The 20,483-nt window shown below is 61.9% G+C and carries 21 protein-coding genes and 1 tRNA gene; 11 read left to right on the plus strand and 11 right to left on the minus strand.

Annotated features, from left to right (window positions below):
* Positions 1–93 precede the first annotated feature (93 nt).
* From GYM54_RS12375 to GYM54_RS12385, 3 genes are read left to right on the plus strand one after another with little or no spacing between them, the layout of a single operon-like run.
* Entirely contained in the window at positions 94–1,353 is a 1,260-nt protein-coding gene (locus GYM54_RS12375) for a murein hydrolase activator EnvC (RefSeq protein ID WP_197445301.1), read from the plus strand.
* A gap of 33 nt (positions 1,354–1,386) precedes the next feature.
* Positions 1,387–2,721, plus strand: coding sequence for a S41 family peptidase (locus GYM54_RS12380; RefSeq protein ID WP_197445302.1), 1,335 nt, complete (start codon positions 1,387–1,389; stop codon positions 2,719–2,721).
* Between the two features lies 1 nt (position 2,722).
* Positions 2,723–3,547, plus strand: a complete 825-nt coding sequence (locus tag GYM54_RS12385; RefSeq protein ID WP_197445303.1) for a divergent polysaccharide deacetylase family protein — start codon at positions 2,723–2,725, stop codon at positions 3,545–3,547.
* Here GYM54_RS12385 and GYM54_RS12390 read toward each other — a convergent pair.
* From GYM54_RS12390 to hisB, 7 genes are all read right to left on the minus strand, one after another.
* A complete protein-coding gene (locus tag GYM54_RS12390; protein ID WP_197445304.1) occupies positions 3,538–4,284 on the minus strand; it encodes an ABC transporter substrate-binding protein in 747 nt (248 codons plus the stop codon). The two genes, GYM54_RS12385 and GYM54_RS12390, sit on opposite strands and share 10 nt — an antisense overlap.
* A gap of 303 nt (positions 4,285–4,587) precedes the next feature.
* Positions 4,588–5,331, minus strand: coding sequence for an ABC transporter substrate-binding protein (locus GYM54_RS12395; protein WP_197445305.1), 744 nt, complete (start codon positions 5,329–5,331; stop codon positions 4,588–4,590).
* 81 nt (positions 5,332–5,412) lie between these two features.
* Entirely contained in the window at positions 5,413–6,183 is a 771-nt protein-coding gene (gene hisF / locus GYM54_RS12400) for an imidazole glycerol phosphate synthase subunit HisF (RefSeq protein ID WP_181103115.1), read from the minus strand.
* Positions 6,184–6,249: 66 nt separating this feature from the next.
* The gene (gene hisA, locus GYM54_RS12405) at positions 6,250–6,993 is read right to left on the minus strand and encodes a 1-(5-phosphoribosyl)-5-[(5-phosphoribosylamino)methylideneamino]imidazole-4-carboxamide isomerase (RefSeq protein WP_131651305.1); all 744 of its coding nucleotides are present in this window, start codon (positions 6,991–6,993) and stop codon (positions 6,250–6,252) included.
* Positions 6,994–7,029: 36 nt separating this feature from the next.
* Positions 7,030–7,290, minus strand: a complete 261-nt coding sequence (locus GYM54_RS12410) for a DUF2164 domain-containing protein (RefSeq protein ID WP_131651304.1) — start codon at positions 7,288–7,290, stop codon at positions 7,030–7,032.
* Positions 7,290–7,928, minus strand: coding sequence for an imidazole glycerol phosphate synthase subunit HisH (gene hisH, locus GYM54_RS12415; RefSeq protein WP_197445306.1), 639 nt, complete (start codon positions 7,926–7,928; stop codon positions 7,290–7,292). The genes GYM54_RS12410 and hisH overlap by 1 nt, the downstream gene beginning before the upstream one ends.
* On the minus strand, positions 7,928–8,521 hold the full coding sequence (gene hisB, locus GYM54_RS12420) for an imidazoleglycerol-phosphate dehydratase HisB (RefSeq protein ID WP_131651302.1): 594 nt from the start codon (positions 8,519–8,521) through the stop codon (positions 7,928–7,930). Before hisB ends, hisH begins: the two co-directional genes overlap by 1 nt.
* Positions 8,522–8,781: 260 nt before the next feature.
* Between hisB and panM the strand changes: the two genes are divergently transcribed.
* The 5 genes from panM (at position 8,782) to GYM54_RS12445 (ending at position 13,114) form a co-directional block, all read left to right on the plus strand.
* Positions 8,782–9,180 (plus strand): aspartate 1-decarboxylase autocleavage activator PanM, encoded by a 399-nt coding sequence (gene panM, locus GYM54_RS12425; RefSeq protein WP_197445376.1) that lies wholly within the window; start codon positions 8,782–8,784, stop codon positions 9,178–9,180.
* A 118-nt stretch (positions 9,181–9,298) separates the two neighbouring features.
* Positions 9,299–11,524 carry an AsmA family protein gene (locus tag GYM54_RS12430; RefSeq protein ID WP_197445307.1) on the plus strand — a complete coding sequence of 742 codons (2,226 nt, stop codon included), beginning with the start codon at positions 9,299–9,301 and terminating at the stop codon, positions 11,522–11,524.
* 11 nt (positions 11,525–11,535) lie between these two features.
* Positions 11,536–12,603 carry an A/G-specific adenine glycosylase gene (mutY, locus tag GYM54_RS12435; RefSeq protein WP_197445377.1) on the plus strand — a complete coding sequence of 356 codons (1,068 nt, stop codon included), beginning with the start codon at positions 11,536–11,538 and terminating at the stop codon, positions 12,601–12,603.
* Positions 12,600–12,872: an oxidative damage protection protein gene (locus GYM54_RS12440; protein WP_131651300.1), complete on the plus strand. Its 273-nt coding sequence runs from the start codon at positions 12,600–12,602 to the stop codon at positions 12,870–12,872. The genes mutY and GYM54_RS12440 overlap by 4 nt, the downstream gene beginning before the upstream one ends.
* A 166-nt stretch (positions 12,873–13,038) precedes the next feature.
* Positions 13,039–13,114 (plus strand) — tRNA-Phe (locus GYM54_RS12445).
* A 202-nt stretch (positions 13,115–13,316) separates the two neighbouring features.
* Here the strand turns inward: GYM54_RS12445 and arsH are convergent.
* The 4 genes from arsH to GYM54_RS12465 are packed head-to-tail and all read right to left on the minus strand — an operon-like array spanning position 13,317 to position 16,162.
* A complete protein-coding gene (gene arsH / locus GYM54_RS12450) occupies positions 13,317–14,003 on the minus strand; it encodes an arsenical resistance protein ArsH (RefSeq protein ID WP_131651299.1) in 687 nt (228 codons plus the stop codon).
* Positions 14,000–14,488, minus strand: a complete 489-nt coding sequence (locus GYM54_RS12455; RefSeq protein WP_181103124.1) for an arsenate reductase ArsC — start codon at positions 14,486–14,488, stop codon at positions 14,000–14,002. The genes arsH and GYM54_RS12455 overlap by 4 nt, the downstream gene beginning before the upstream one ends.
* Before the next feature lie 26 nt (positions 14,489–14,514).
* Complete coding sequence (locus GYM54_RS12460; RefSeq protein ID WP_197445308.1) at positions 14,515–15,798, minus strand: arsenic transporter; 1,284 nt, start codon at positions 15,796–15,798, stop codon at positions 14,515–14,517.
* A gap of 19 nt (positions 15,799–15,817) precedes the next feature.
* Positions 15,818–16,162: a metalloregulator ArsR/SmtB family transcription factor gene (locus GYM54_RS12465; RefSeq protein ID WP_181103129.1), complete on the minus strand. Its 345-nt coding sequence runs from the start codon at positions 16,160–16,162 to the stop codon at positions 15,818–15,820.
* 265 nt (positions 16,163–16,427) lie between these two features.
* On the opposite strand from GYM54_RS12465, the gene GYM54_RS12470 reads away from it, so the two are divergent.
* The 3 genes from GYM54_RS12470 (at position 16,428) to GYM54_RS12480 (ending at position 20,470) form a co-directional block, all read left to right on the plus strand.
* On the plus strand, positions 16,428–17,204 hold the full coding sequence (locus GYM54_RS12470) for an ABC transporter substrate-binding protein (protein WP_197445309.1): 777 nt from the start codon (positions 16,428–16,430) through the stop codon (positions 17,202–17,204).
* Positions 17,205–17,418: 214 nt separating this feature from the next.
* Entirely contained in the window at positions 17,419–19,473 is a 2,055-nt protein-coding gene (locus GYM54_RS12475; RefSeq protein ID WP_181103133.1) for a BCCT family transporter, read from the plus strand.
* A gap of 223 nt (positions 19,474–19,696) precedes the next feature.
* Positions 19,697–20,470 (plus strand): ABC transporter ATP-binding protein, encoded by a 774-nt coding sequence (locus GYM54_RS12480; protein WP_131651294.1) that lies wholly within the window; start codon positions 19,697–19,699, stop codon positions 20,468–20,470.
* The last annotated feature ends 13 nt before the right edge of the window (positions 20,471–20,483 follow it).

The following is a 20,483-nucleotide window of genomic DNA, read 5'->3' on the forward strand; positions in this document are numbered from 1 at the left end:
AGCCAAGCTCTTGCTTCCAGCTTAGGCTTCAAGCTTCCGGCTGCTTTTTTAGGCATACTACGGCGGTCGTTGATCGCTCGGTTACACCCTCTCATGCCTCGTATTCTTCTCGCATTCGCGTTTTTTTGCCTGCTCGGCTCGGCCATGGCGGACGAGCGCGCCGACGCTCGCAAACAGATCGAAGCGGCCCGCCAGGACGTAGCCGAACTGCAAAAGCTGCTCAAGCAGATCGAGCAGGAGAAATCCACTGTCCAGAAGCAGCTGCAAACCACCGAAAGCGAGATGGGCCAGCTGGAAAAGCAGGTCGACTCGCTGCAACAGGAAATCGACCGCAGCGAAGCGGAGCTGGAACGGCTCAACGAAGAGAAGACCACGCTCGAAGGCGCTCGCATCGAGCAGCAGCGCCTGATTGGCATTCAGGCGCGCGCTGCATATCAGAGCGGTCGTCAGGAATACCTGAAGCTGCTGCTCAACCAACAGAACCCGGAAAAATTCAGCCGCACCCTGACGTATTACGACTACCTCAGCAAAGCTCGTTTCGAGCAGGTCGCCAATTTCAACGAAACACTCAGCCAGCTGGCCAACGTCGAAGCCGGCATCGAGGCGCAGCAGGCGACCCTCGCCGAGCAGCAGGACGGGCTAAAGGAACGACGCGCCCAACTCGCCGAAGTGAGCAAAGAGCGTCAGCTGGCGCTGGCCAAACTCGACCGCGACTATTCCAGCCGTGATAAAAAGCTCAAGGCCCGTAAACAGGAGCAGGCGCAGCTCGAACGCGTACTCAAGACCATCGAGGAAACCCTGGCGCGCCAGGCGCGTGAAGCCGAACAGGCGCGTCAGCGCGCCCTTGCGCTGGCTCGCGAGGAACAATCACGACGCCAGCAGGCCGGGAGCGCCGCTCCGGCAGCAACCGGCCCCACCGTTTCAAGTGCCGGCGGCAATTTTGGCGGACCCTTCGCCAGCGCCAAGGGCAAGCTGCCCTGGCCGGTGGATGGAAGATTGGTCGCTCGCTACGGCACTCCACGCGGCGGCGACGCTCGAACCAAGTGGGACGGCGTGCTGATCGGTGCAGGCCTGGGTAGCCAAGTGCGCGCCGTGCATGGCGGCCGAGTGGTATTTGCCGATTGGCTGCGCGGCGCGGGCCTACTGGTGATTCTGGATCACGGCAACGGCTATCTGACCCTGTACGGTCACAATCAGAGCCTGCTGCGCGACGCCGGAGAAATCGTCAAGGCCGGCGATCCGATCGCCACCGTAGGAACCAGTGGCGGGCAGGAATCTGCCGCACTGTATTTCGCCATTCGTCAACAGGGTCGCCCAAGCGATCCGGCACAATGGTGCCGCGCGCAAGGATAAGCCGGCTAGCGCGCCCTCACACTGGAGTCAGACATGCTGCACCTGCGCCGTTTCGCCCAACCATCCGCCCTGTCCCTGGCCCTCCTGCTGGCGACTTACGGAAGCGCCTGGGCCCAGCAACCGCCCCCGGAGCTGGCGGAACCCATTTCACTGGGAAGCTCGACCAGCAAGGCGCCGCTGCCACTGGACGAGTTGCGAACCTTCGCCGAGGTGCTGGACCGTATCAAGGCCGCCTATGTCGAGCCTGTCGACGACAAGACCCTGCTGGAAAACGCCATCAAAGGCATGCTCAGCAACCTCGATCCGCATTCGGCCTATCTGGAACCCGAAGCTTTTGCCGAGCTGCAGGAAAGCACCAGCGGCGAGTTCGGTGGTCTCGGGATCGAGGTCGGGATGGAGGACGGTTTCATCAAGGTGGTATCGCCAATCGATGACACCCCGGCATCCAAGGCCGGTATCGAGGCGGGCGATCTGATCGTCAAGATCGATAACAAGCCAACCAAGGGCATGTCGATGATGGACGCCGTTGGCATGATGCGCGGCAAGCCGGGCAGCGATATTTCGCTGTCGCTGGTACGCGAGGGCGGCCAACCCTTCACGGTCAAACTCACCCGCGCGGTGATCAAGGTCACCAGTGTGAAGAGCCAGATGCTCGAGCCCGGCTACGGTTATCTGCGCGTCACCCAGTTCCAGATCAATACCGGCGAGGAAGTTGGCAAGGCTCTGGCGCGCCTGCGCAAGGAAAACGGCAAGAAGCTCAACGGCTTGGTACTCGATCTGCGCAACAACCCGGGCGGCGTGCTGCAGGCCGCGGTGGAAGTATCCGATCACTTCCTCACTGATGGCCTGATCGTCTACACCAAAGGCCGCATCGCCAATTCCGAGCTGCGTTTCAGTGCCGATCCAGCCGATGCCAGCGAGGGCGTTTCGCTGGTGGTGCTGATCAACGGCGGCAGCGCCTCGGCCTCGGAGATCGTCGCCGGCGCCCTGCAGGACCAGAAGCGTGGCGTCGTAATGGGTACCGACAGCTTTGGCAAAGGATCGGTGCAGACCGTCCTACCGCTGAACAACGACCGCGCGCTGAAGCTCACCACGGCGCTTTATTACACCCCCAACGGCCGCTCCATCCAGGCCCAGGGCATCGAGCCGGATATCCAGGTGGCCCGCGCCAAGTTCACCCGCGAGCAGGCGGTCGAAGGCGTACGCGAGGCGGATCTGGCCGGCCATCTGGGCAACGGTAACGGCGGCCCGGAACGCCCCACTAGCACCCAGGTCGTCAGCGACTCACCACGCCCGCAGGACGAAGACTTCCAGCTCGGCCAGGCACTGAATCTGCTCAAGGGGTTGAACCTCACCCGCGGCCAGTAGGATGTCCCGACTTGCCGTCCTGCTGGTGGGACTCCTAACACCGCTGCTGGTAATCGGCGCTCCGGGCGCGGATGCAACAGGCGACTCGGAGCGCCTGACTACCCTTTCGCGAATGCCGAAGTTAGCCCTGGTAATGGATGACCTCGGTCAGAACGCTGCTCGTGACGGTCGTGTTCTGGCACTGCCCGGCCCGGTGGCCATGGCGATCCTGCCGGACAGCCGCCACGCCACGCCGCTGGCCGAACGGGCCAACGCGGCAGGCAAGACGGTCATACTGCATCTGCCCATGGCTCCGGCCGATGGCCCTTACGCCTGGCAGCCGCAGCTGGGGCCGACGGAGCTGACAAACCGACTGGACAGCGCACTGGCAAAGGTTCCCCATGCCAGCGGTGTAAACAACCACATGGGCAGCCTGATGACCGCTCGAGCGCAGCCGATGGCGGCCTTGATGCACGAGCTGCAGCAGCGCCATCTGTTCTTTCTCGACAGCCGCACCCATGCCGGAACGGTTGCAGCCGCCGCCGCTCAACGGATCGGATTGGCCAGCCTGTCACGTGATATTTTTCTCGACGACGACCCCAGCCCTCACGCCGTTGCGGCGCAGTTCCGCGCAGCCCTGGAGCTTGCGCGCAAGCAGGGTTCAGTGGTGATCATCGGCCACCCCCACCCCAGCACCCTGGCGCTGCTGGAGCGGGAACTGCCGCGTCTGCAGGCTCAGGGGATTGATTGGGTGGACATCGGACAGATGATCGCTACCCGTGGCAACCGCGCAATGGTTGCCCACGGCGCACGTGGTATCTATCGCTCAGCTCTGGATCAGAGATAACGACGCATGATGGCGTCGATGGAGCCATCGCCCCGCATCTCATCCAACGCCTTTTGCAGCCGCGCCACGACATCGTCCGGCGTCTGCTTGTTCAGCGCGAGAAACAGCTGCGCATCGTTGAACCGCAACGCCGTTACCAGCCCGCTTACCCCTTCCTGCTTGGCCAGATAAGGACCGACCGGGTCGGCCGTCGCCCACAGATCGATCTGCCCCTTGAGCAGCTTGCCGATATTCGCCTGGTCACGCAGCGAGTTGATCGGCTCGAAACCATTGCTCTCAAGGTGCTGGCTGACCGCGTCATCCTGATAAGCGCCGATCCGATACTGCCGGGCCTGCTCGAGCGAACTCAGGCGTAGCGGACTGCCGGGCGGCGCGAGAAGCACCCAGCCGGTGCTGGCGAGCGGGCCGACCCATTTGAATAGTGGTTCGCGCTCCGACGTATAGGTGGTGGAGAACAACCCCTGGTCCGGTTTTTCCAGTACCTGATTATAGATGCGCTCCCAGGGGAAGCGCAGTGTCAGGCTGTAATCGATATCGGCACGCTTGAACATTTCGCGCACGATGTCGGCGTTGATGCCGCTGACGTTGCGATCCGCTGCGTAGTTCTTGCCGTCGGCCGCCATATTGAACGGCGGGAAATTCTCCGTCAGCACCACCACTCTGTAGTCGTCTGGCAATGCGGCCCTGGCCGAGGCGGCCGCGAGCAACAGCAGGCCGGCCGCTAGAATTCGTTTCATCGATCCTCCCCCTACGTCTGCTAATACCAAGCGGCGCACCGACATCTATGAACAGATGTCATGCGTGCCACCGTTATGTGTAGCAACGGGGGAACCAGACGCACGGAGACCGTCACCGAACTGGGACGAACCGCACAGGTTGAGACATCATTTGGCCAGCATTCGCATTCGCGGCGCCAACCTGCACGAAGCTTGCTTACTAAGAAGGGAAGGAGATTGTTCGGTCGCAGGGAACCGGCGGGGCGCTCACATCTGGAGCGCCAACGGTCTGCGATGTATGTACGCAGCTAGCGAGGCGGCCGATCAGAAATACCGGCCGGTGATCGTATTGATCGTGCCGTCAGCACGCATTTGATCCAGAGCGGCCTGTAACTTCTCGACCGTCTCATCGGACACCTGCCGGTTCAGCGCCAGGAAAAGCTCAGCGCTGTCGAAGCGCAGCACCCGCTTGAGACCGGACACGCCCTGCTGCTTCGCCAGGAAGCGCCCCGCGGGATCGCCCGTCGCCCACAGGTCGATCGCGCCGCTTTGCAGCTTCTCGACGTTGATCTGATCGCGTAGCGCCAAGGTCGGCTGCAGCCCCTGTGCAACGAGATGCTCGGCAATGGCATCGCCCTTGTAAGCGCCGATCCGGTACTGCCGGGCCTGCTCGAGGCTGTCGACCTCGATGGTGCTGTCGCCGCGCGCCAGCAGCACCCAGTCATCCGGCCCGATAGGACCTACCCATTTGAACAGCTCCTCGCGCTCGGGCAACCGAGCTGTCACGAACACCCCATAGCCAGGCGTTTCCAGAGCCATCTTGTAGATCCGCTCCCAAGGGAAGCGCAAGGTCAGGGTGTAATCGATGCCGGCGCGCTGGAACATCTCGCGGATGATGTCGGCAGCGATGCCCCTGATGTTCTCGTCACGGGCGAAATTCTTGCCGTCGACGGCCATGTTGTAAGGCGGGAAATTTTCGGTGAGCAGATCGATCTGCTCCGGTGCGGCCTGGGCGGTGGTGCCCAAGATCAAACAGGTCGCTAAAGCAAGAAGCGTGGATTTGAACATGGCATTAATTCCTTTATTCCCGCACGGATGGCCCGTTGCGTTCCTTTAAGTGTTGTTTGCTCGATCGAATCGGTAGCAGACTCAACGCATCACAATGCCGCAACTGGCCATATAGGCTTTTGCTTCCGGCACGGTGTATTCGCCGAAGTGAAAAATGCTGGCCGCTAATACCGCGTCGGCCTTGCCCTCGATGATGCCGTCGGCCAGATGCTGCAGATTGCCTACACCACCGGAGGCGATCACCGGGATACTCAGCGCCTCGCTGATGGCGCGGGTGACACCGAGGTCGTAGCCGTTCTTGACGCCATCCTGATCCATGCTGGTCAGCAGGATTTCACCGGCACCCAGCGCCTCCATCTTCTGCGCCCAGAGCACCGCGTCCAGCCCCGTGGGCTTGCGTCCACCATGGGTGAAGATTTCCCAGCGCGGCGTTTCGCCCGGCTTGGACACTTTCTTCGCATCGATGGCGACCACGATGCACTGCGAGCCGAAGCGATCAGCGGCCTCGCCAACGAATTCGGGCGTGAAGACGGCGGCGGTGTTGATCGAGACCTTGTCGGCCCCGGCGTTGAGCAGGTTGCGGATGTCTTGCACGGTGCGCACGCCACCACCAACGGTCAGCGGAATGAACACCTGGCTGGCCATGCGTTCGACGGTGTGCAGCGTGGTGTCGCGGTTATCGACGCTGGCGGTGATGTCGAGGAACGTGATCTCGTCAGCGCCCTGCTCGTCATAGCGGCGGGCGATCTCCACCGGATCGCCGGCATCGCGGATGTTCTCGAACTGGACGCCCTTGACCACTCGACCATTGTCCACGTCGAGGCAGGGGATGATGCGTTTTGCCAAAGCCATAGCGGAGTTCCCGTAGGGTGGGTGCAAAGAGTGCGTCGATTACGGTGGGCTACGCCCACGCTACGTTTATTCGTCCTTGAACTTCAGATCACAAAGCGCCTGCGCCTCGGCCACGTCGAGGGTGCCCTCGTAGATCGCGCGGCCAGTGATGGCGCCGATGATGCCGGGGGTATTGGTGTCGAGCAGCTTCTGGATGTCGCCGATGTTGTGGATGCCGCCGGAGGCGATCACTGGAATCTTGCTGGCATTAGCCAATGCCACCGTCGCTTCGACGTTGCAGCCCTGCATCATGCCGTCCTTGGCGATGTCGGTGTAGACGATCGCCGAGACGCCATCGGCCTCGAAGCGGCGCGCCAGATCCACAGCCTGCACGCTGGATACTTCGGCCCAGCCATCGGTGGCGACGAAGCCGTCTTTGGCATCCAGGCCGACGATGACCTTGCCCGGAAAGGCGCGGCAGGCCTCTCCGACGAATTCCGGCTGCTTGACCGCCTTGGTACCGATGATCACGTAGCTGACGCCGGCGCGCACGTAATGCTCGATGGTTTCCAGCGAGCGGATGCCACCGCCGATCTGGATCGGCAGGTTCGGGTAGCGCTTGGCGATGGCCGTGACCACCTCGCCATTGACCGGCTGGCCCTCGAAAGCACCGTTGAGATCGACCAGATGCAGACGGCGGCAACCGGCCTCGACCCACTTGGCAGCCATCGCCACCGGGTCGTCGGAGAACACTGTGGCGTCGTCCATCAGGCCCTGACGCAGACGCACGCAGGCGCCGTCTTTCAGATCGATTGCGGGGATAATCAGCATGGCTCGAACCTGTTCAAATCGGGAATCGGTTAAAGGTCAGCTCTTTTCGAGCGCCCACAAGTCGCTTTCGATGCTTTCGAACCTGTCTTTCAGGTGTGTCTGCACATCGAAAATCGCCTTGTTGTAGTAGAGCGGAGCAATTTCACGCGCAAACAGATCAAGCACTTCCTGCGCCTCGAAGGAGCCAAGCTCCAGCTCGAAACGATCTTCGAGAAAACGCTTGATGGTCTGCTGCGCAGCCTGCTCCTGAGCGGGGTCCAGCGTCAGTACTGGTGCCGTCGTCTTGGCCCGGCTCATTACCAGCGGCCATCCCAGGCGGCGAAATTCTGCAGCAACTGCAGGCCATGGGTGTGGCTCTTCTCGGGATGGAACTGCACGGCGAAGCGCGAGCCATCGGCCAGCGCCGCGGCAAAGTCCTTGCCGTAGTGACCGCGACCGACGACGTGGCGCGGGTCACCGGCCTCGATGTAGTAGCTGTGCACGAAGTAGAAGCGGCCTTGGTCCGGAATGTTGTGCCAGAGCGGGTGATCGACCGCCTGCTTGACCTCGTTCCAGCCCATGTGCGGCACTTTGAGGCGCTCGCCGTCTTCCTGCAGATCCTTGCCGAAGAAGCGCACCTGACCCGGGAACAGCCCGATACAATCGACCCCACCGTTCTCCTCGCTGCGCTCCATCAGCGCCTGCATACCGACGCAGATGCCAAGAAAGGGACGGTCGACGCTGACTTCGCGCACCAGCTCGTCGAAACCCAGACGGCGGATCTCGGCCATGCAATCACGGATCGCGCCGACGCCGGGAAATACCACGCGGTCGGCTTCCCGGATGACCTGCGCATCGCTGGTCACCAGCACCTTGCCCGCGCCGACGTGCTCCAGCGCTTTAGCGACCGAATGCAGGTTGCCCATGCCGTAATCAATGACAGCTACGGTCTGCATTACAGGCAACCCTTGGTCGACGGCATCTGGCCAGCCATGCGCTCATCCAGCGTCAGCGCCATACGCAGCGCGCGGCCGAAGGCCTTGAACACGGTTTCGATCTGGTGATGGGTGTTGTGCCCGCGCAGGTTGTCGATGTGCAGAGTGACCAGGGCGTGATTGACGAAGCCTTGGAAGAATTCCTGGAACAGGTCGACGTCGAAACCGCCTACGGTGGCGCGGGTATAGGGCACGTTCATGGTCAGGCCCGGGCGACCGGAAAAATCGATCACCACGCGCGACAACGCTTCGTCCAGCGGCACGTAGGAATGCCCGTAACGGGTCATGCCCTTCTTGTCGCCAACTGCCTTGGCAAACGCCTGGCCGAGGGTGATGCCGACATCTTCTACGGTGTGGTGGTCGTCGATATGCAGATCGCCCTGGCACTCGATGTCCAGGTCGATCAGGCCGTGGCGGGCGATCTGATCGAGCATGTGCTCCAGGAACGGCACGCCAATGGCGAAGCGGCTCTTGCCGGTGCCGTCCAGATTGATGGTGGCCTTGACCTGTGTTTCCAGGGTGTTGCGCTCTACGCATGCCGTACGTTCGGACATCGACAGCTCCGCTGATCGTGGGGCTAAAAAAGGTCCGCATTATAGGCTCAAACCAACCTACGGGGATACGCGAGCGGCGGCTCGGCGGCCGCCAACGGGTCTGCGCCTCTGTCTTGCGTTCAGGGGAGCGACCACGCGCGCCCGGCAAACCGCCCGCAACCGCTCAACGAAGCAGCCCATCGCCAGAACCGCGAGCCGTCGTGCGCTGAAAAGCCGGCACGGTTATGCTTGCCGGCATCCATTCAGCGCGTCAGGTCAGCATGCCCGTATTCGTCGAAACCCTCACCGAGCCCAGCCCGCAGGATCGCATCGATCTTGCGAAGATCTTTGCCGACGCCCCGGACTGGCTGTTGGCGCCCTACGCGGATGCCACGGCTCTGATCGAGGCAGGGCTGGCCGATCGCAGCCTGATCGCCGGTCGTTTCAACGATCGCCTGCTCGGAGCCGCCCTGCTGCAGCGCGGCACGTCGCATTGGCGCTTGTCGCATCTCTGCGTGCGCAAGATCACCCGCCGCCGCGGCGTCGGCAAACGGATACTCGAGGAAAGCCTGCGCCTGGCCCTGGAAGCCGGAACGGACCTGCGCCTGGCCGCACCGAGAGAGCATCTGGAAGCTCAGGCGTTGGCCGCCAGGACGCATCTGCCGCTGGATCCCATCTAGCTCCGCCCCATAACAGGAACCCAGGCGCAGACAGCCACTCCAACGCCATCTGCGGCGAAAGCCGACGTTCGTGGCGCTATACTCGCTGCTTTTGAAATACCAAAACAAAGGACCTGTCATGAAAGCGCTCGGCAAGATCCTGGGCCTGGTAATCCTCGGGTTGCTGCTGCTCCTCGTCGCACTGGGCTTCGCCCTGACTCATCTGTTCGACCCCAACGATTACAAGGATGAAATCCGCGCGCTTGCCCGTGACAACGCCGGCCTGGAACTGAACATTGCCGGCGATATCGGCTGGAGCCTGTTCCCGTGGCTCGGCCTGGAACTGCACGAAACCACCCTGGCCAGCGTGCGCACGCCAGAGCAGCCGTTCGCCGATCTGCGCATGCTCGGCCTCTCGGTCCGGGTGCTGCCGCTGTTCAGCCGCGAAGTGGAGATGAGTGACATCACCCTCAATGGCCTCAACCTGACCCTGGCTCGCGACGAAAACGGCAGCAGCAACTGGGAAGGCGTAGGCCAGCCAGCCGGCGGCGAAGCGCAACCCGGCGAACCCGCCCCAGCGGAACAGGCCGAGACAGCGAATGAAGAGCCGCAAGCCGGAAAACCAAGGCGTCCGCTGCAGCTGGATATCGATAGCCTGACCATCAGCGATGCCCGGGTGAGCTACCACGACGCTCAAAGCGGCCAGCAATTCAGCGCCGAAGGTATCGAGCTCAGCACGGGCGCCATCCGCGAAGCCACCTCGATCCCGGTCAAGCTCAACGCCTTCTTCGGCAGCAACCAGCCGGTAATGCGGGCGCGTACCGAACTGCAGGGCGACCTGCGCTTCGATAACGAACTGCAGCGTTATCAGTTCGAGAACCTGCGCCTGAGCGGCGAAGCCTCGGGCGAACCTCTGGAAGGCAAGACGCTATCTTTCAGCGCGCAGGGTCAATTGCTCGTCGACCGGGCGGCGGATATCGCCGAGTGGACCGGCCTCAAGTTCACCGCCAACCAATTGCGCGGCCTTGGCGAATTGAAGGTGCGCGATCTGCAGGAGCAGCCGAAGCTCGCCGGTACGCTGTCCATCGCCGAGTTCAATCTGCGCGAGTTCCTCGAAGGCATTGGCCAACAACTCCCGCCCATGGCCGACAAAACGGCTTTGGGCAAGGCCGAACTGGTCACCCGCCTGACCGGGACGCCGACCAGCCTGACCCTCGAAGAACTCGACCTGAAACTGGACGGCAGCACCTTTACCGGGCAGATCGGCATCAGTGATTTCGCCAAACAGGCGCTGCGCGTAGACCTCAAGGGCGACCAGCTGAATCTGGACCGCTATCTGCCACCGCCAAGCCAGGAAGATGCATCCGGCGCCGCCCGCCAGAGCGAGGTAGAGGCCACCGAGGCCGCCGTGATCGGCAGCGGCACCACACCGTTGCCGGACAAGCCCACGCAGCAAGCCTGGAGCGAAGCCTCGGTCCTGCCGATTGCCACGCTGCGCCGTCTGGATGCCCGAATCAATCTGAACATCGGCAGCCTCACCGCAATGAAACTGCCACTCGACAGCTTCGCGCTCCGGGCACGCAGCGCAGGCGGCTTGCTGACCCTGGAAGACATGCGCGGCGGTTATTACAACGGTCGCGTGGAAGCCTCGGCCAGCCTCGATGTACGCCCACAAATACCGTTGATAACCGCTCAGACCCGCTTCGCTCGCGTCCCGGTCGAGCGCCTGCTCGAAAGCCAAGGCGAAAAAATGGTGGTCAAAGGTCTACTCAATCTGGACAGCGACATTCGCAGTCAGGGCAACAGCCAGAAGGCCTGGATCGACAACCTCAACGGCAAGATCGGCTTCATCATCGATAATGGCATCCTGGTCGACGCCAATCTGGAACAGCAACTCTGTCGCGCCATCGCCACGCTGAATCGCAAGCCACTGACCAGCGACCCGCGCAGCAAGGACACGCCGTTCCGCGAACTCAAGGGCAACCTGACCCTGCGCGACGGCGTGGCCAGCAACCCGGATCTGAAGGCCAGCATTCCCGGCCTGACGGTAAACGGCAACGGTGATGTCGACCTGCGCGTGCTGGGCATGGACTATCGCGTCGGCATCGTCATCGAGGGCGACAAGGGCGCCATGCCCGATCCGGCCTGCGCGGTCAACGAACGTTACGTCGGTATCGAATGGCCGCTTCGTTGCCGCGGGCCGCTGGAGCTTGGCGCCAAGGCCTGCCGCTTCGACAACGACGGTCTCGGCAAGATCGCCGCCCGCCTCGCTGGAGAAAAGCTCAACGAGACCATCGAAGAGAAGCTCGGTGACAAGGTCAGCCCTGAATTGAAAGACGCACTGAAAGGCCTGTTCAACCGATGAACCCGCACGTGTTGAGTGACGAACACTTCGGCGCGGCCGTGCTCGACTGGTACGACCGCCACGGCCGCAAGGATCTGCCCTGGCAACAGGGCATCACACCGTACCGGGTCTGGGTGTCGGAGATCATGCTGCAACAGACCCAGGTCAGCACCGTGCTCGGCTATTTCGACCGATTCATGGACGCGCTGCCGACGGTGCAGGCCCTGGCCAGTGCAGCGGAAGACGAAGTGCTGCACCTGTGGACCGGGCTCGGCTACTACAGCCGCGCACGCAACCTGCACAAGACCGCCAAGCTGATCGTCGCCGAGCATGGCGGCGAGTTTCCAAAGTCGGTTGATCAGCTCGCCGAACTTCCCGGTATCGGGCGATCGACCGCCGGCGCCATCGCCAGCCTGAGCATGGGGCTGCGAGCGCCGATACTCGACGGTAACGTCAAGCGCGTACTGGCCCGCTACGTCGCGCAGGATGGCTATCCGGGCGAGCCGAAAGTGGCCAGAAAACTCTGGGACGTGGCCGAGCGCCTGACGCCGCACGCCCGCGTCAACCATTACACCCAGGCGATGATGGATCTGGGCGCGACGCTCTGCACGCGCAGCAAACCCAGTTGCCTGCTTTGCCCGCTGAAACCTGGCTGCCGCGCCCATCTGCTCGGCCGCGAAACAGATTTTCCGGCGCCCAAGCCGCGCAAGGCGCTGCCACAAAAGCGCACCTTGATGCCGTTACTGGCCAACCATGAAGGGGCCATCCTGCTCTATCGCCGCCCGTCGACCGGCCTTTGGGGCGGGCTGTGGAGTTTGCCGGAACTGGAAGACCTGGCCGCGCTCGGTCCGCTCGCCGAACGTCATGCACTGCAGTTGCAACAGCACCAAGAACTGCCCGGCCTGACCCACACCTTCAGCCATTTTCAGCTTGCCATCGAACCTTGGCTGATCAGAGTCAAGCCCGAGGCCAACGCCGTGGCCGAGGCGGACTGGCTCTGGTATAACCTCGCGACCCCGCCGCGACTGGGGCTCGCCGCCCCGGTGAAGACGCTGCTCAAGCGCGCCGCCGCAGAATTGAACGCAGGAGAGATGTCATGACCCGCACCGTGAACTGCCGCAAGTACAAAGAAGAACTTCCAGGTCTCGACCGCCCGCCGTACCCAGGCCCGAAGGGCGAAGACATCTACAACAACGTGTCGAAGAAGGCCTGGGACGATTGGCAGAAGCACCAGACCATGCTGATCAACGAGCGTCGGCTGAACATGATGAACACCGAAGATCGTAAGTTCCTGCAGGCCGAAATGGACAAGTTCTTTTCCGGCGAGGATTACGCCCAGGCCGAAGGCTACGTACCGCCGAGTCAGTGATCACCTTAGCGGGAAGCGCGCTCCGTTGGCCTGCTGCCCGCAGTCTTCGATCGCAATCGGAACTTGCTTCAAAATTCAGTCACAACGCTAAACGCCCGTTCTGACTAAATATTTTCTCAGTCGCGCTTGACAGGCAAAAGCCAAATCCGTCTAATAGCGCCCCGTTGCCCAGGTAGCTCAGTCGGTAGAGCAGGGGATTGAAAATCCCCGTGTCGGCGGTTCGATTCCGTCCCTGGGCACCATGACTTGTAAACCCCTGATTCCGCGAGGTCTCAGGGGTTTTGTCGTTTTGGAGTGGCTTTCCGCCCCGACTGAGTACACGTGCGGGTTCACGACGACGTTTATGGCGCCACGAAGCGCCATTACATCTACCACCGGACCCCAAAGGACGTAAGACAATGCTTCCCTGAGCCGGGCGAGCTTGCTGCCGGTGGGCACTCATATTCAGATGGATCGCTGATTGACCCGCTTGGAGAGCTGTTCGGCCGATTCCTTTCGCTCCGAATACCGATCGACAAGATCCGGTCGGTCCCGCAGCAGGATGGTGAATTTCATCAGCTCCTCCATCACATCCACGACTCGATCGTAATAGGGCGATGCCTTCATCCGGTCCTGGCCGTCGAATTCCAGATAAGCCTTGGCGACGGACGACTGGTTGGGGATGGTGAACATCCGCATCCATCGCCCCAGAACGCGGAGCTGGTTGACCGCATTGAACGATTGCGAGCCGCCGCAGACCTGCATGACCGCCAGGGTCTTGCCCTGCGTTGGGCGTACCGCTCCCATTGCCAGCGGAACCCAATCGATCTGCGCCTTGAAGACCGCTGACATCGCGCCGTGTCGCTCCGGCGAACACCAAACCTGCCCTTCCGACCACTGCATGAGCTGCAAGAGCTCCTGCACCTTGGGATGGTCTACCGGTGCGTCGTCGGGTAGCGGCAGCCCGGACGGATTGAAGATGCGCGTCTCGGCGCCGAAACGCTCCAGCAGCCGGGCGGCCTCCTCGACCAGCAGACGACTGAAGGAACGGGGACGGGTCGATCCGTAAAGGAGAAGGATGCGCGGCTTGTGTGTTCCGGTGTCGTCGTTGCGCACCAGCGCATCGTCGAGATTAGGGAGGTCATGGGTCATGGCGCTTCTCCAGGCTGCAGATTGCCGATGCGGTCGAGTTCGTGCTTCAGCTCGTCCCGGCCCAACTGCTCGAAGGGCAGCGCCAGGAATGCGCGGCATCGGGCCTCGATACGCGCCAGGGTGGCATGAAAGGCTGCGCTGATTTCCGCTTCATCGCCCTTTACGTCGGACGGATCTTCCAGACCCCAATGGGCTTTCAGGGCCGGACCGAAGTAGACCGGGCAAGGCTCGCCTGCGGCCTTGTCGCAAACGGTGACGACGATGTCCGGAGGGCTGTCCTCGAACGCGTCGTTGCCCTTGCTGCTCAGCCCCTCGGTCGAGAGCCCGGCCTCGCGGAGTGTTACCAATGTGCGTGGCAGAACCTGCCCCCTAGGGATACTCCCGGCGCTCACCGCCTCGAACCCGCTCGGTGCGAGGTGGTTGAACATGGCCTCGGACAGGATGCTTCGGCAGCTATTGGCCGTACACATGAACAGAACTTTCACGACTTCTCCTCCGCGCTGCGGCGGTTTCAGATGCTCAGCCTGATGGCCAAGGCGGACAGGGTGATAAACAGCACCGGCAGGGTCAGAACGACACCGACCTTGAAGTAATAACCCCAGGTCACGCGGATGCCTTTTCGACTCAGAACATGCAGCCACAGGAGCGTCGCCAGGCTGCCGATGGGGGTAATTTTCGGCCCCAGATCGCAGCCGATGACGTTGGCGTAGATCATCGCCTCACGCACCACGCCGCTCGTATCCGTCGCCTGGATCGACAGGGCGCCGACCAGCACGGTGGGCATGTTGTTCATGACCGAAGACAGGCCCGCCGTCAGGAATCCGGCACCCAGCGCAGCACCCCAGATGCCGTAGCCGGCGAGATGATTCAGCGCGGCGGTCAGGTAGTCGGTAAGGCCTTCGTTCTTCAGTCCGTAGACGACGAGGTACATGCCCAGCGAGAAGATGACCACCTGCCAAGGAGCCTCTCGCAGCACCCGTCGGGTCGAAATCACGTGTCCACGGGCAGCGACGACAAACAGCACGGCCGCGCAGGCCGCCGCAACGGCACTGATGGGTATGCCCAGCGGCTCGAGCGCGAACAGACCGACCAAAAGCGCGACGAGCACGCACCAACCGACCCGAAAAGCAGCCCGGTCGCGAATGGCCATGTCGGGAGCCTTCAGCAGCGCCAGGTCATAGGTCGCCGGAACGTCACGCCGAAAGAACAACCAGAGGACGACCAACGTCGCCGCCACGCTGACTGCATTGATGGGAACCATGACGGCCGCGTACTCGCTGAAGCCCAGATTGAAATAATCAGCCGTCACGATGTTCACCAGATTGGAGACGACCAGCGGCAAACTGGCAGTATCGGCGATGAAGCCGGCCGCCATGACGAAGGCCAGCGTGGACGCCGCCGAAAAGCGCAAGGCGACCAACATCGAGACCACGATGGGCGTCAGGATGAGCGCCGCGCCATCGTTCGCGAATACGGCCGAGACGGCGGCGCCGAGAAGGACCGTAAAGGCAAACAAGCGGCTCCCCTGCCCCTTGGCCCAGCGCGCGACATGGAGCGCGGCCCACTCGAAGAATCCGGCTTCATCGAGAAGCAGGCAGATGACGATGATCGCGATGAAAGTTGCCGTGGCGTTCCAGACGATGCCCCACACGGTGGGGATGTCAGCCAGCGTGACGACGCCGGCCAGCAGCGCGGCGAGCGCACCCAGGGACGCGCTCCAGCCGACCCCGAGTCCACGGGGCTGCCAGATGACCAGAACGATGGTAACGATGAAGATGGCGGCTGCGATAAGCATGACGACTGGCGCTCCCGGCTCAGCAACAAGAAGCGACACGAACTGGGCGATCGCCCATTTGGTCGAGACGAGCTTGATCCTGCTTCAGCCACTCGGTATTGGCTTGCAGGGTCGTCTGGAGAATTTTTTGGACCCAGGACGGCAGGTCCGGATTGAGACTGTAATAAACCCACTGCCCTTTGCGCCGATCCACCAGCAGGCCGCAAGCGCGAAGCTGTGCGAGATGCCGGGATATCTTGGGCTGGCTGTCATTTAGGGCGCAGACCAGCTCGCAAACGCAAAGCTCACCCTCTTGAATAACAAGCAAAGCGGCCCGCACGCGGGTTTCATCGGACAGACATTTGAACAGCGCAGGAGGCGTCACGGAAGAATCACCTGAATATATGGATGTCCGAATATATGAATTTCCATATGTCTGCGCAAGCGCGCGTGGCTCTGCGCCTGTCCGACGCCGCTTCCCTATTTCACATGCACCCGCCGAAACAACCGAACCGGCATCGAGCCGTTGCACCCCGCGTTGTCGTCGTGAGCCCGGGTGAACTGGCGAACCAGCGGAACTACGGATACTCTCGACTACGCAGGTTGAAACGCTATGGATGGCCGACCAGGCAGGAGCATAAGCAGTGCGGATGTTTCCTTCGATTCTACTGATAGGGTTGTGCACACTCGCCACCCAGACGAGCGCCGAAGAGTGGCGATTCGTCACCGAGGATTTCCCGCCTTTCAGCCGCGCTGCGGGTTCCTCGGCCCAGACCAACGATGAAGTACAAATAGCGGGCGGCCCGCTGGCGGAAATCGTGCAGGTGGTCTGCGCGCGCCTGGACCTGGATTGCCCGATCGTGCTCCATCCATGGCAGCGCGCCCTGCACTTGGCCGAAGACGGGGAAGTCGAAGGTATTTTCACCGTGGTTCGCTCACCCCAGCGCGAGCGCGCGTTTCATATCACCCGCATGCTGGTCACTTCGCGCTACGCCGTATTCGCTCGCAAGGACAGTGGTTTCGTATACAGCCAGCCGGGTGATCTAGCCGGTCGGTTGATCGGCGTCTACGGCCCATCCGGCACGTCTTATGTCCTCTCTCAACACCTCGAACCGGTTGCCGGAGCGCAGGTGCATCTGACTGCCAGTAACCGTCGTCTGCTGCGCATGCTGAAGTCAGGCCGCTTCGGTGAAGGCGGCCTGGCTGTTCTCAACCAGGATGTGGCCTGGCATCTGATCGAAGAGGAGCAGCTCGATGAGCTCCGTGAAGCCGGCGAGCTGACGTCGGTCTCCTACGGCATTGGCCTGTCGCGCAAGCGGATCAGCGAGGCGCAGTTCCAAATCTTCGAGCGAGCCTTGGACGCGCTTATTGCCGACGGCACCGTGTCGGAAATCCTGCGCCGCCATCAACTGGAACCGGCTTACTGAGCCGCCCGACGCGCTCAAACAACCCGGACGGCAACCGCCTCCTGACGATGCCTGAGTAGCCACAGGACGTTATACGTCCGGACAAACTCGGCTCGATCTCGTTTTTTGCGTGAGCAATCCTCCGCCGAACACCGTCTACCCTTCAGTCAGCAGTTTCATTTCGGAGCCACGGCGCGTTTCCGTTCCCCTCGATCAGCCAAGAACAGAAGGACATATGGAAGCAGAGAAGAAACTTCCCAAAGCCGTCATCCTTTTCCCGGTGTTCATCCCAGCCGTTGTCGTAACGCTGCTGCTGGTGATCGGCACGATCAGCAACCCCGAACTGGCAAGTGAGGTATTTAGCTCGACGCTGGCCTTCATCACCCGCTCGTTCGGCTGGTTCTACATGTTGGCGGTGGCCTTCTTTCTGGTCTTCGTCGTCGGCATCGCGCTGACGAAATGGGGCAACATCAAGCTTGGGCCGGATCATGCCGAGCCGCAGTACAGCTTCCCGGCCTGGTTCGCCATGCTGTTCTCCGCCGGCTACGGTATCGCACTGCTGTTCTTCGGCGTCGCCGAGCCGGTGCTGCACTTTTCCACGCCACCGGCCGGCGCACCGGAGACGGTGGACGCCGCTAAGCAGGCGATGCAGATCGCTTTTTTTCACTGGGGCTTTCACATCTGGGCGATCTACGGCCTGACGGGGCTGGTGCTGGCCTATTTCTCGTTCCGCCACGGCCTGCCGCTGTCGATGCGATCGGCGCTGTATCCGATCATCGGCGAACGCATTCATGGCCCCATCGGGCACGTTGTGGATGTATTCGCAATTCTCGGCACGTTGTTCGGCATCGCCACCACCCTCGGCCTGTCGGTCACCCAGATCAATGCCGGTCTGAACTACCTGTGGCCACAAATCCCTGTCAGTACCACGGTGCAGGTCATTGCCATCGTGTTGATCACGGCGCTCGCCACCTGCTCGGTAGTGGCCGGGATGGACAAGGGCATCAAGAATCTCTCGCTGCTGAACATGATCCTGGCGATCACGCTGATGCTGTTCGTGTTCGCCGTGGGGCCGACCATCTTCATTCTGGAAACCTTCCTGCAGAACACTGGCAGCTACCTGAACAACATCATCGAGCGCACCTTCAACCTACAGGCCTACAGCCGTAGCGACTGGATCGGCAACTGGACGCTGTTCATCTTCGGCTGGACCATCGCCTGGTCGCCGTTCGTAGGCCTGTTCATCGCCAAGATCAGCCGCGGCCGGACCATCCGCCAGTTCGTCTTCGGCGTGATGTTCGTGCCGACGATCTTTACCTTCCTCTGGTTCTCGATTTTCGGCGACACCGCGCTGCACCTGATCATGGTCGAAGGCTACACCGAGCTGATCGGCCAGGTGCAGAGCGACCACTCTATCGCCTTGTTCCAGCTCTTCGAACGCCTGCCGCTAAGCGCCATCACCTCGTTCATCGCTGTGGTGCTGATTGCCACCTTCTTCGTCACTTCGGCCGACTCTGGCGCGCTGGTGATCGACTCGCTGGCCGCTGGCGGCGTAGGGCAAACGCCGGTCTGGCAAAGGGTGTTCTGGGCAACCACGGCAGGCTTCGTCGCCATCGCGCTGCTGGTCGCCGGTGGCCTGAGCGCCCTGCAGACCATGGCGATCACCAGTGCGCTGCCGTTCGCCATCATCATGATCATCGCCGCCCTGGGTATGTGGCGTGCACTTGTGATCGAAGGTCACCACGAGGTCAGCCTGCAAAGCCACATGCACGGCAGCCGGCTGGCCAGCAATGCCGGGCCGGGCTTGTGGAAAAAGCGTCTGGCCGGACTGGTCAACTTTCCCAGCCGCGAGGAATCGGAAAACTTCATCGCCACCAGCGTGCTCAAGGGTATGCGCCGGGTGCAGCGCGCGCTGGCCGAACAGGACTGGCCCGCCGAGGTACATACCGACGAGCACAATTCGCGGGTCTATCTGGAGGTCCTCAAGGAGGATCAGGTCGATTTCATCTATGAGATTCGCCTGGTGGGCTATGCCATGCCGTCCTTCGTGCTCACCGAGGATCCAGACACCGACGAGCAGTACTACCGCGCCGAGGTCTTCCTGCGTCGCGGCGGTCAGTCCTACGACGTCTACGGCTACGACCAACAGGACATCATCAGCGACATCCTCGACCAGTTCGAGAAGTACCTGAACTTCCTGCATATCTCGCCCGGCAGCCTGCCCTGGAAGATGGGCGAACACGACGAGATGCTCAGCAACGAGCCCGACGCGCCGAAACCCACCCCGTGACGCGGCAAAACAGGGGAAGTTCATCTATATAGATACAGGGCCATTCGCCTTGCCACCCGGAAGGCTGCGACCAAACGGTCACCGTTCCGGCGACGGCGCCACGCTTGGCGCATGACCCGGCCCATGCTAGGTTTGCGCCTCGCCAGGAGGGCGAGCAGTCGGCCGGAGCGCAATTTACACAGAAAAGACCAGGCACAGCGCTGGTCCGAGAAGAGGAAGCTCAATGGCCGAGGCCATACCCGCCCTGGAAATTCGCAACCTGCACAAGCGTTACGGCGATCTGGAAGTACTCAAGGGCATCTCGTTGACTGCGCGCGACGGCGATGTGATTTCTATCCTCGGCTCATCCGGCTCCGGAAAGTCGACGTTCTTGCGCTGCATCAATCTGCTGGAAAACCCCAACGAAGGCGAAATTCTCGTCGCCGGGGAACAGCTGCACCTCAAGCGCGCCAAAGACGGCGACCTGGTTGCGGCAGACGCCAAACAGATCAACCGGATGCGCAGCAAGCTCGGTTTCGTATTCCAGAATTTCAACCTCTGGCCGCACATGAGCGTGCTCGACAACATCATCGAGGCACCGCGCCGGGTGCTCGGCCAGAGCAAGGCCGAAGCCACCGAAGTGGCTGAGGCGCTGCTGGCCAAGGTCGGCATCGCCGACAAACGCCACGTCTATCCAAACCAGCTTTCCGGTGGCCAACAGCAACGGGCTGCGATTGCGCGCACCCTGGCGATGCAGCCGCAGGTGATCCTGTTCGACGAGCCGACCTCGGCACTCGATCCGGAAATGGTACAAGAAGTGCTTGCAGTGATTCGGTCGCTGGCCGAAGAGGGTCGCACCATGCTGCTGGTCACCCATGAAATGAACTTCGCCAAACAGGTATCCAGTGAGGTGGTCTTCCTCCATCAGGGCCTGGTCGAAGAGCAAGGAACGCCGGAGCAGGTGTTCGACAACCCCCAATCGGCACGCTGTAAACAGTTCATGTCCAGTCATCGCTAATGGAGCAACACCG

Source organism: Pseudomonas sp. MTM4, assembly GCF_019355055.1.
Lineage (GTDB): Bacteria > Pseudomonadota > Gammaproteobacteria > Pseudomonadales > Pseudomonadaceae > Stutzerimonas.

Coding starts and splice junctions, on each gene's coding strand:
- GYM54_RS12375 (WP_197445301.1), top strand. CDS start 94: ATGCCTCGTATTCTTCTCGCATTCGCGTTTTTTTGCCTGCTCGGCTCG.
- GYM54_RS12380 (WP_197445302.1), top strand. CDS start 1,387: ATGCTGCACCTGCGCCGTTTCGCCCAACCATCCGCCCTGTCCCTGGCC.
- GYM54_RS12385 (WP_197445303.1), top strand. CDS start 2,723: ATGTCCCGACTTGCCGTCCTGCTGGTGGGACTCCTAACACCGCTGCTG.
- GYM54_RS12390 (WP_197445304.1), bottom strand. CDS start 4,284: ATGAAACGAATTCTAGCGGCCGGCCTGCTGTTGCTCGCGGCCGCCTCG.
- GYM54_RS12395 (WP_197445305.1), bottom strand. CDS start 5,331: ATGTTCAAATCCACGCTTCTTGCTTTAGCGACCTGTTTGATCTTGGGC.
- hisF (WP_181103115.1), bottom strand. CDS start 6,183: ATGGCTTTGGCAAAACGCATCATCCCCTGCCTCGACGTGGACAATGGT.
- hisA (WP_131651305.1), bottom strand. CDS start 6,993: ATGCTGATTATCCCCGCAATCGATCTGAAAGACGGCGCCTGCGTGCGT.
- GYM54_RS12410 (WP_131651304.1), bottom strand. CDS start 7,290: ATGAGCCGGGCCAAGACGACGGCACCAGTACTGACGCTGGACCCCGCT.
- hisH (WP_197445306.1), bottom strand. CDS start 7,928: ATGCAGACCGTAGCTGTCATTGATTACGGCATGGGCAACCTGCATTCG.
- hisB (WP_131651302.1), bottom strand. CDS start 8,521: ATGTCCGAACGTACGGCATGCGTAGAGCGCAACACCCTGGAAACACAG.
- panM (WP_197445376.1), top strand. CDS start 8,782: ATGCCCGTATTCGTCGAAACCCTCACCGAGCCCAGCCCGCAGGATCGC.
- GYM54_RS12430 (WP_197445307.1), top strand. CDS start 9,299: ATGAAAGCGCTCGGCAAGATCCTGGGCCTGGTAATCCTCGGGTTGCTG.
- GYM54_RS12440 (WP_131651300.1), top strand. CDS start 12,600: ATGACCCGCACCGTGAACTGCCGCAAGTACAAAGAAGAACTTCCAGGT.
- arsH (WP_131651299.1), bottom strand. CDS start 14,003: ATGACCCATGACCTCCCTAATCTCGACGATGCGCTGGTGCGCAACGAC.
- GYM54_RS12460 (WP_197445308.1), bottom strand. CDS start 15,798: ATGCTTATCGCAGCCGCCATCTTCATCGTTACCATCGTTCTGGTCATC.
- GYM54_RS12470 (WP_197445309.1), top strand. CDS start 16,428: ATGTTTCCTTCGATTCTACTGATAGGGTTGTGCACACTCGCCACCCAG.
- GYM54_RS12475 (WP_181103133.1), top strand. CDS start 17,419: ATGGAAGCAGAGAAGAAACTTCCCAAAGCCGTCATCCTTTTCCCGGTG.
- GYM54_RS12480 (WP_131651294.1), top strand. CDS start 19,697: ATGGCCGAGGCCATACCCGCCCTGGAAATTCGCAACCTGCACAAGCGT.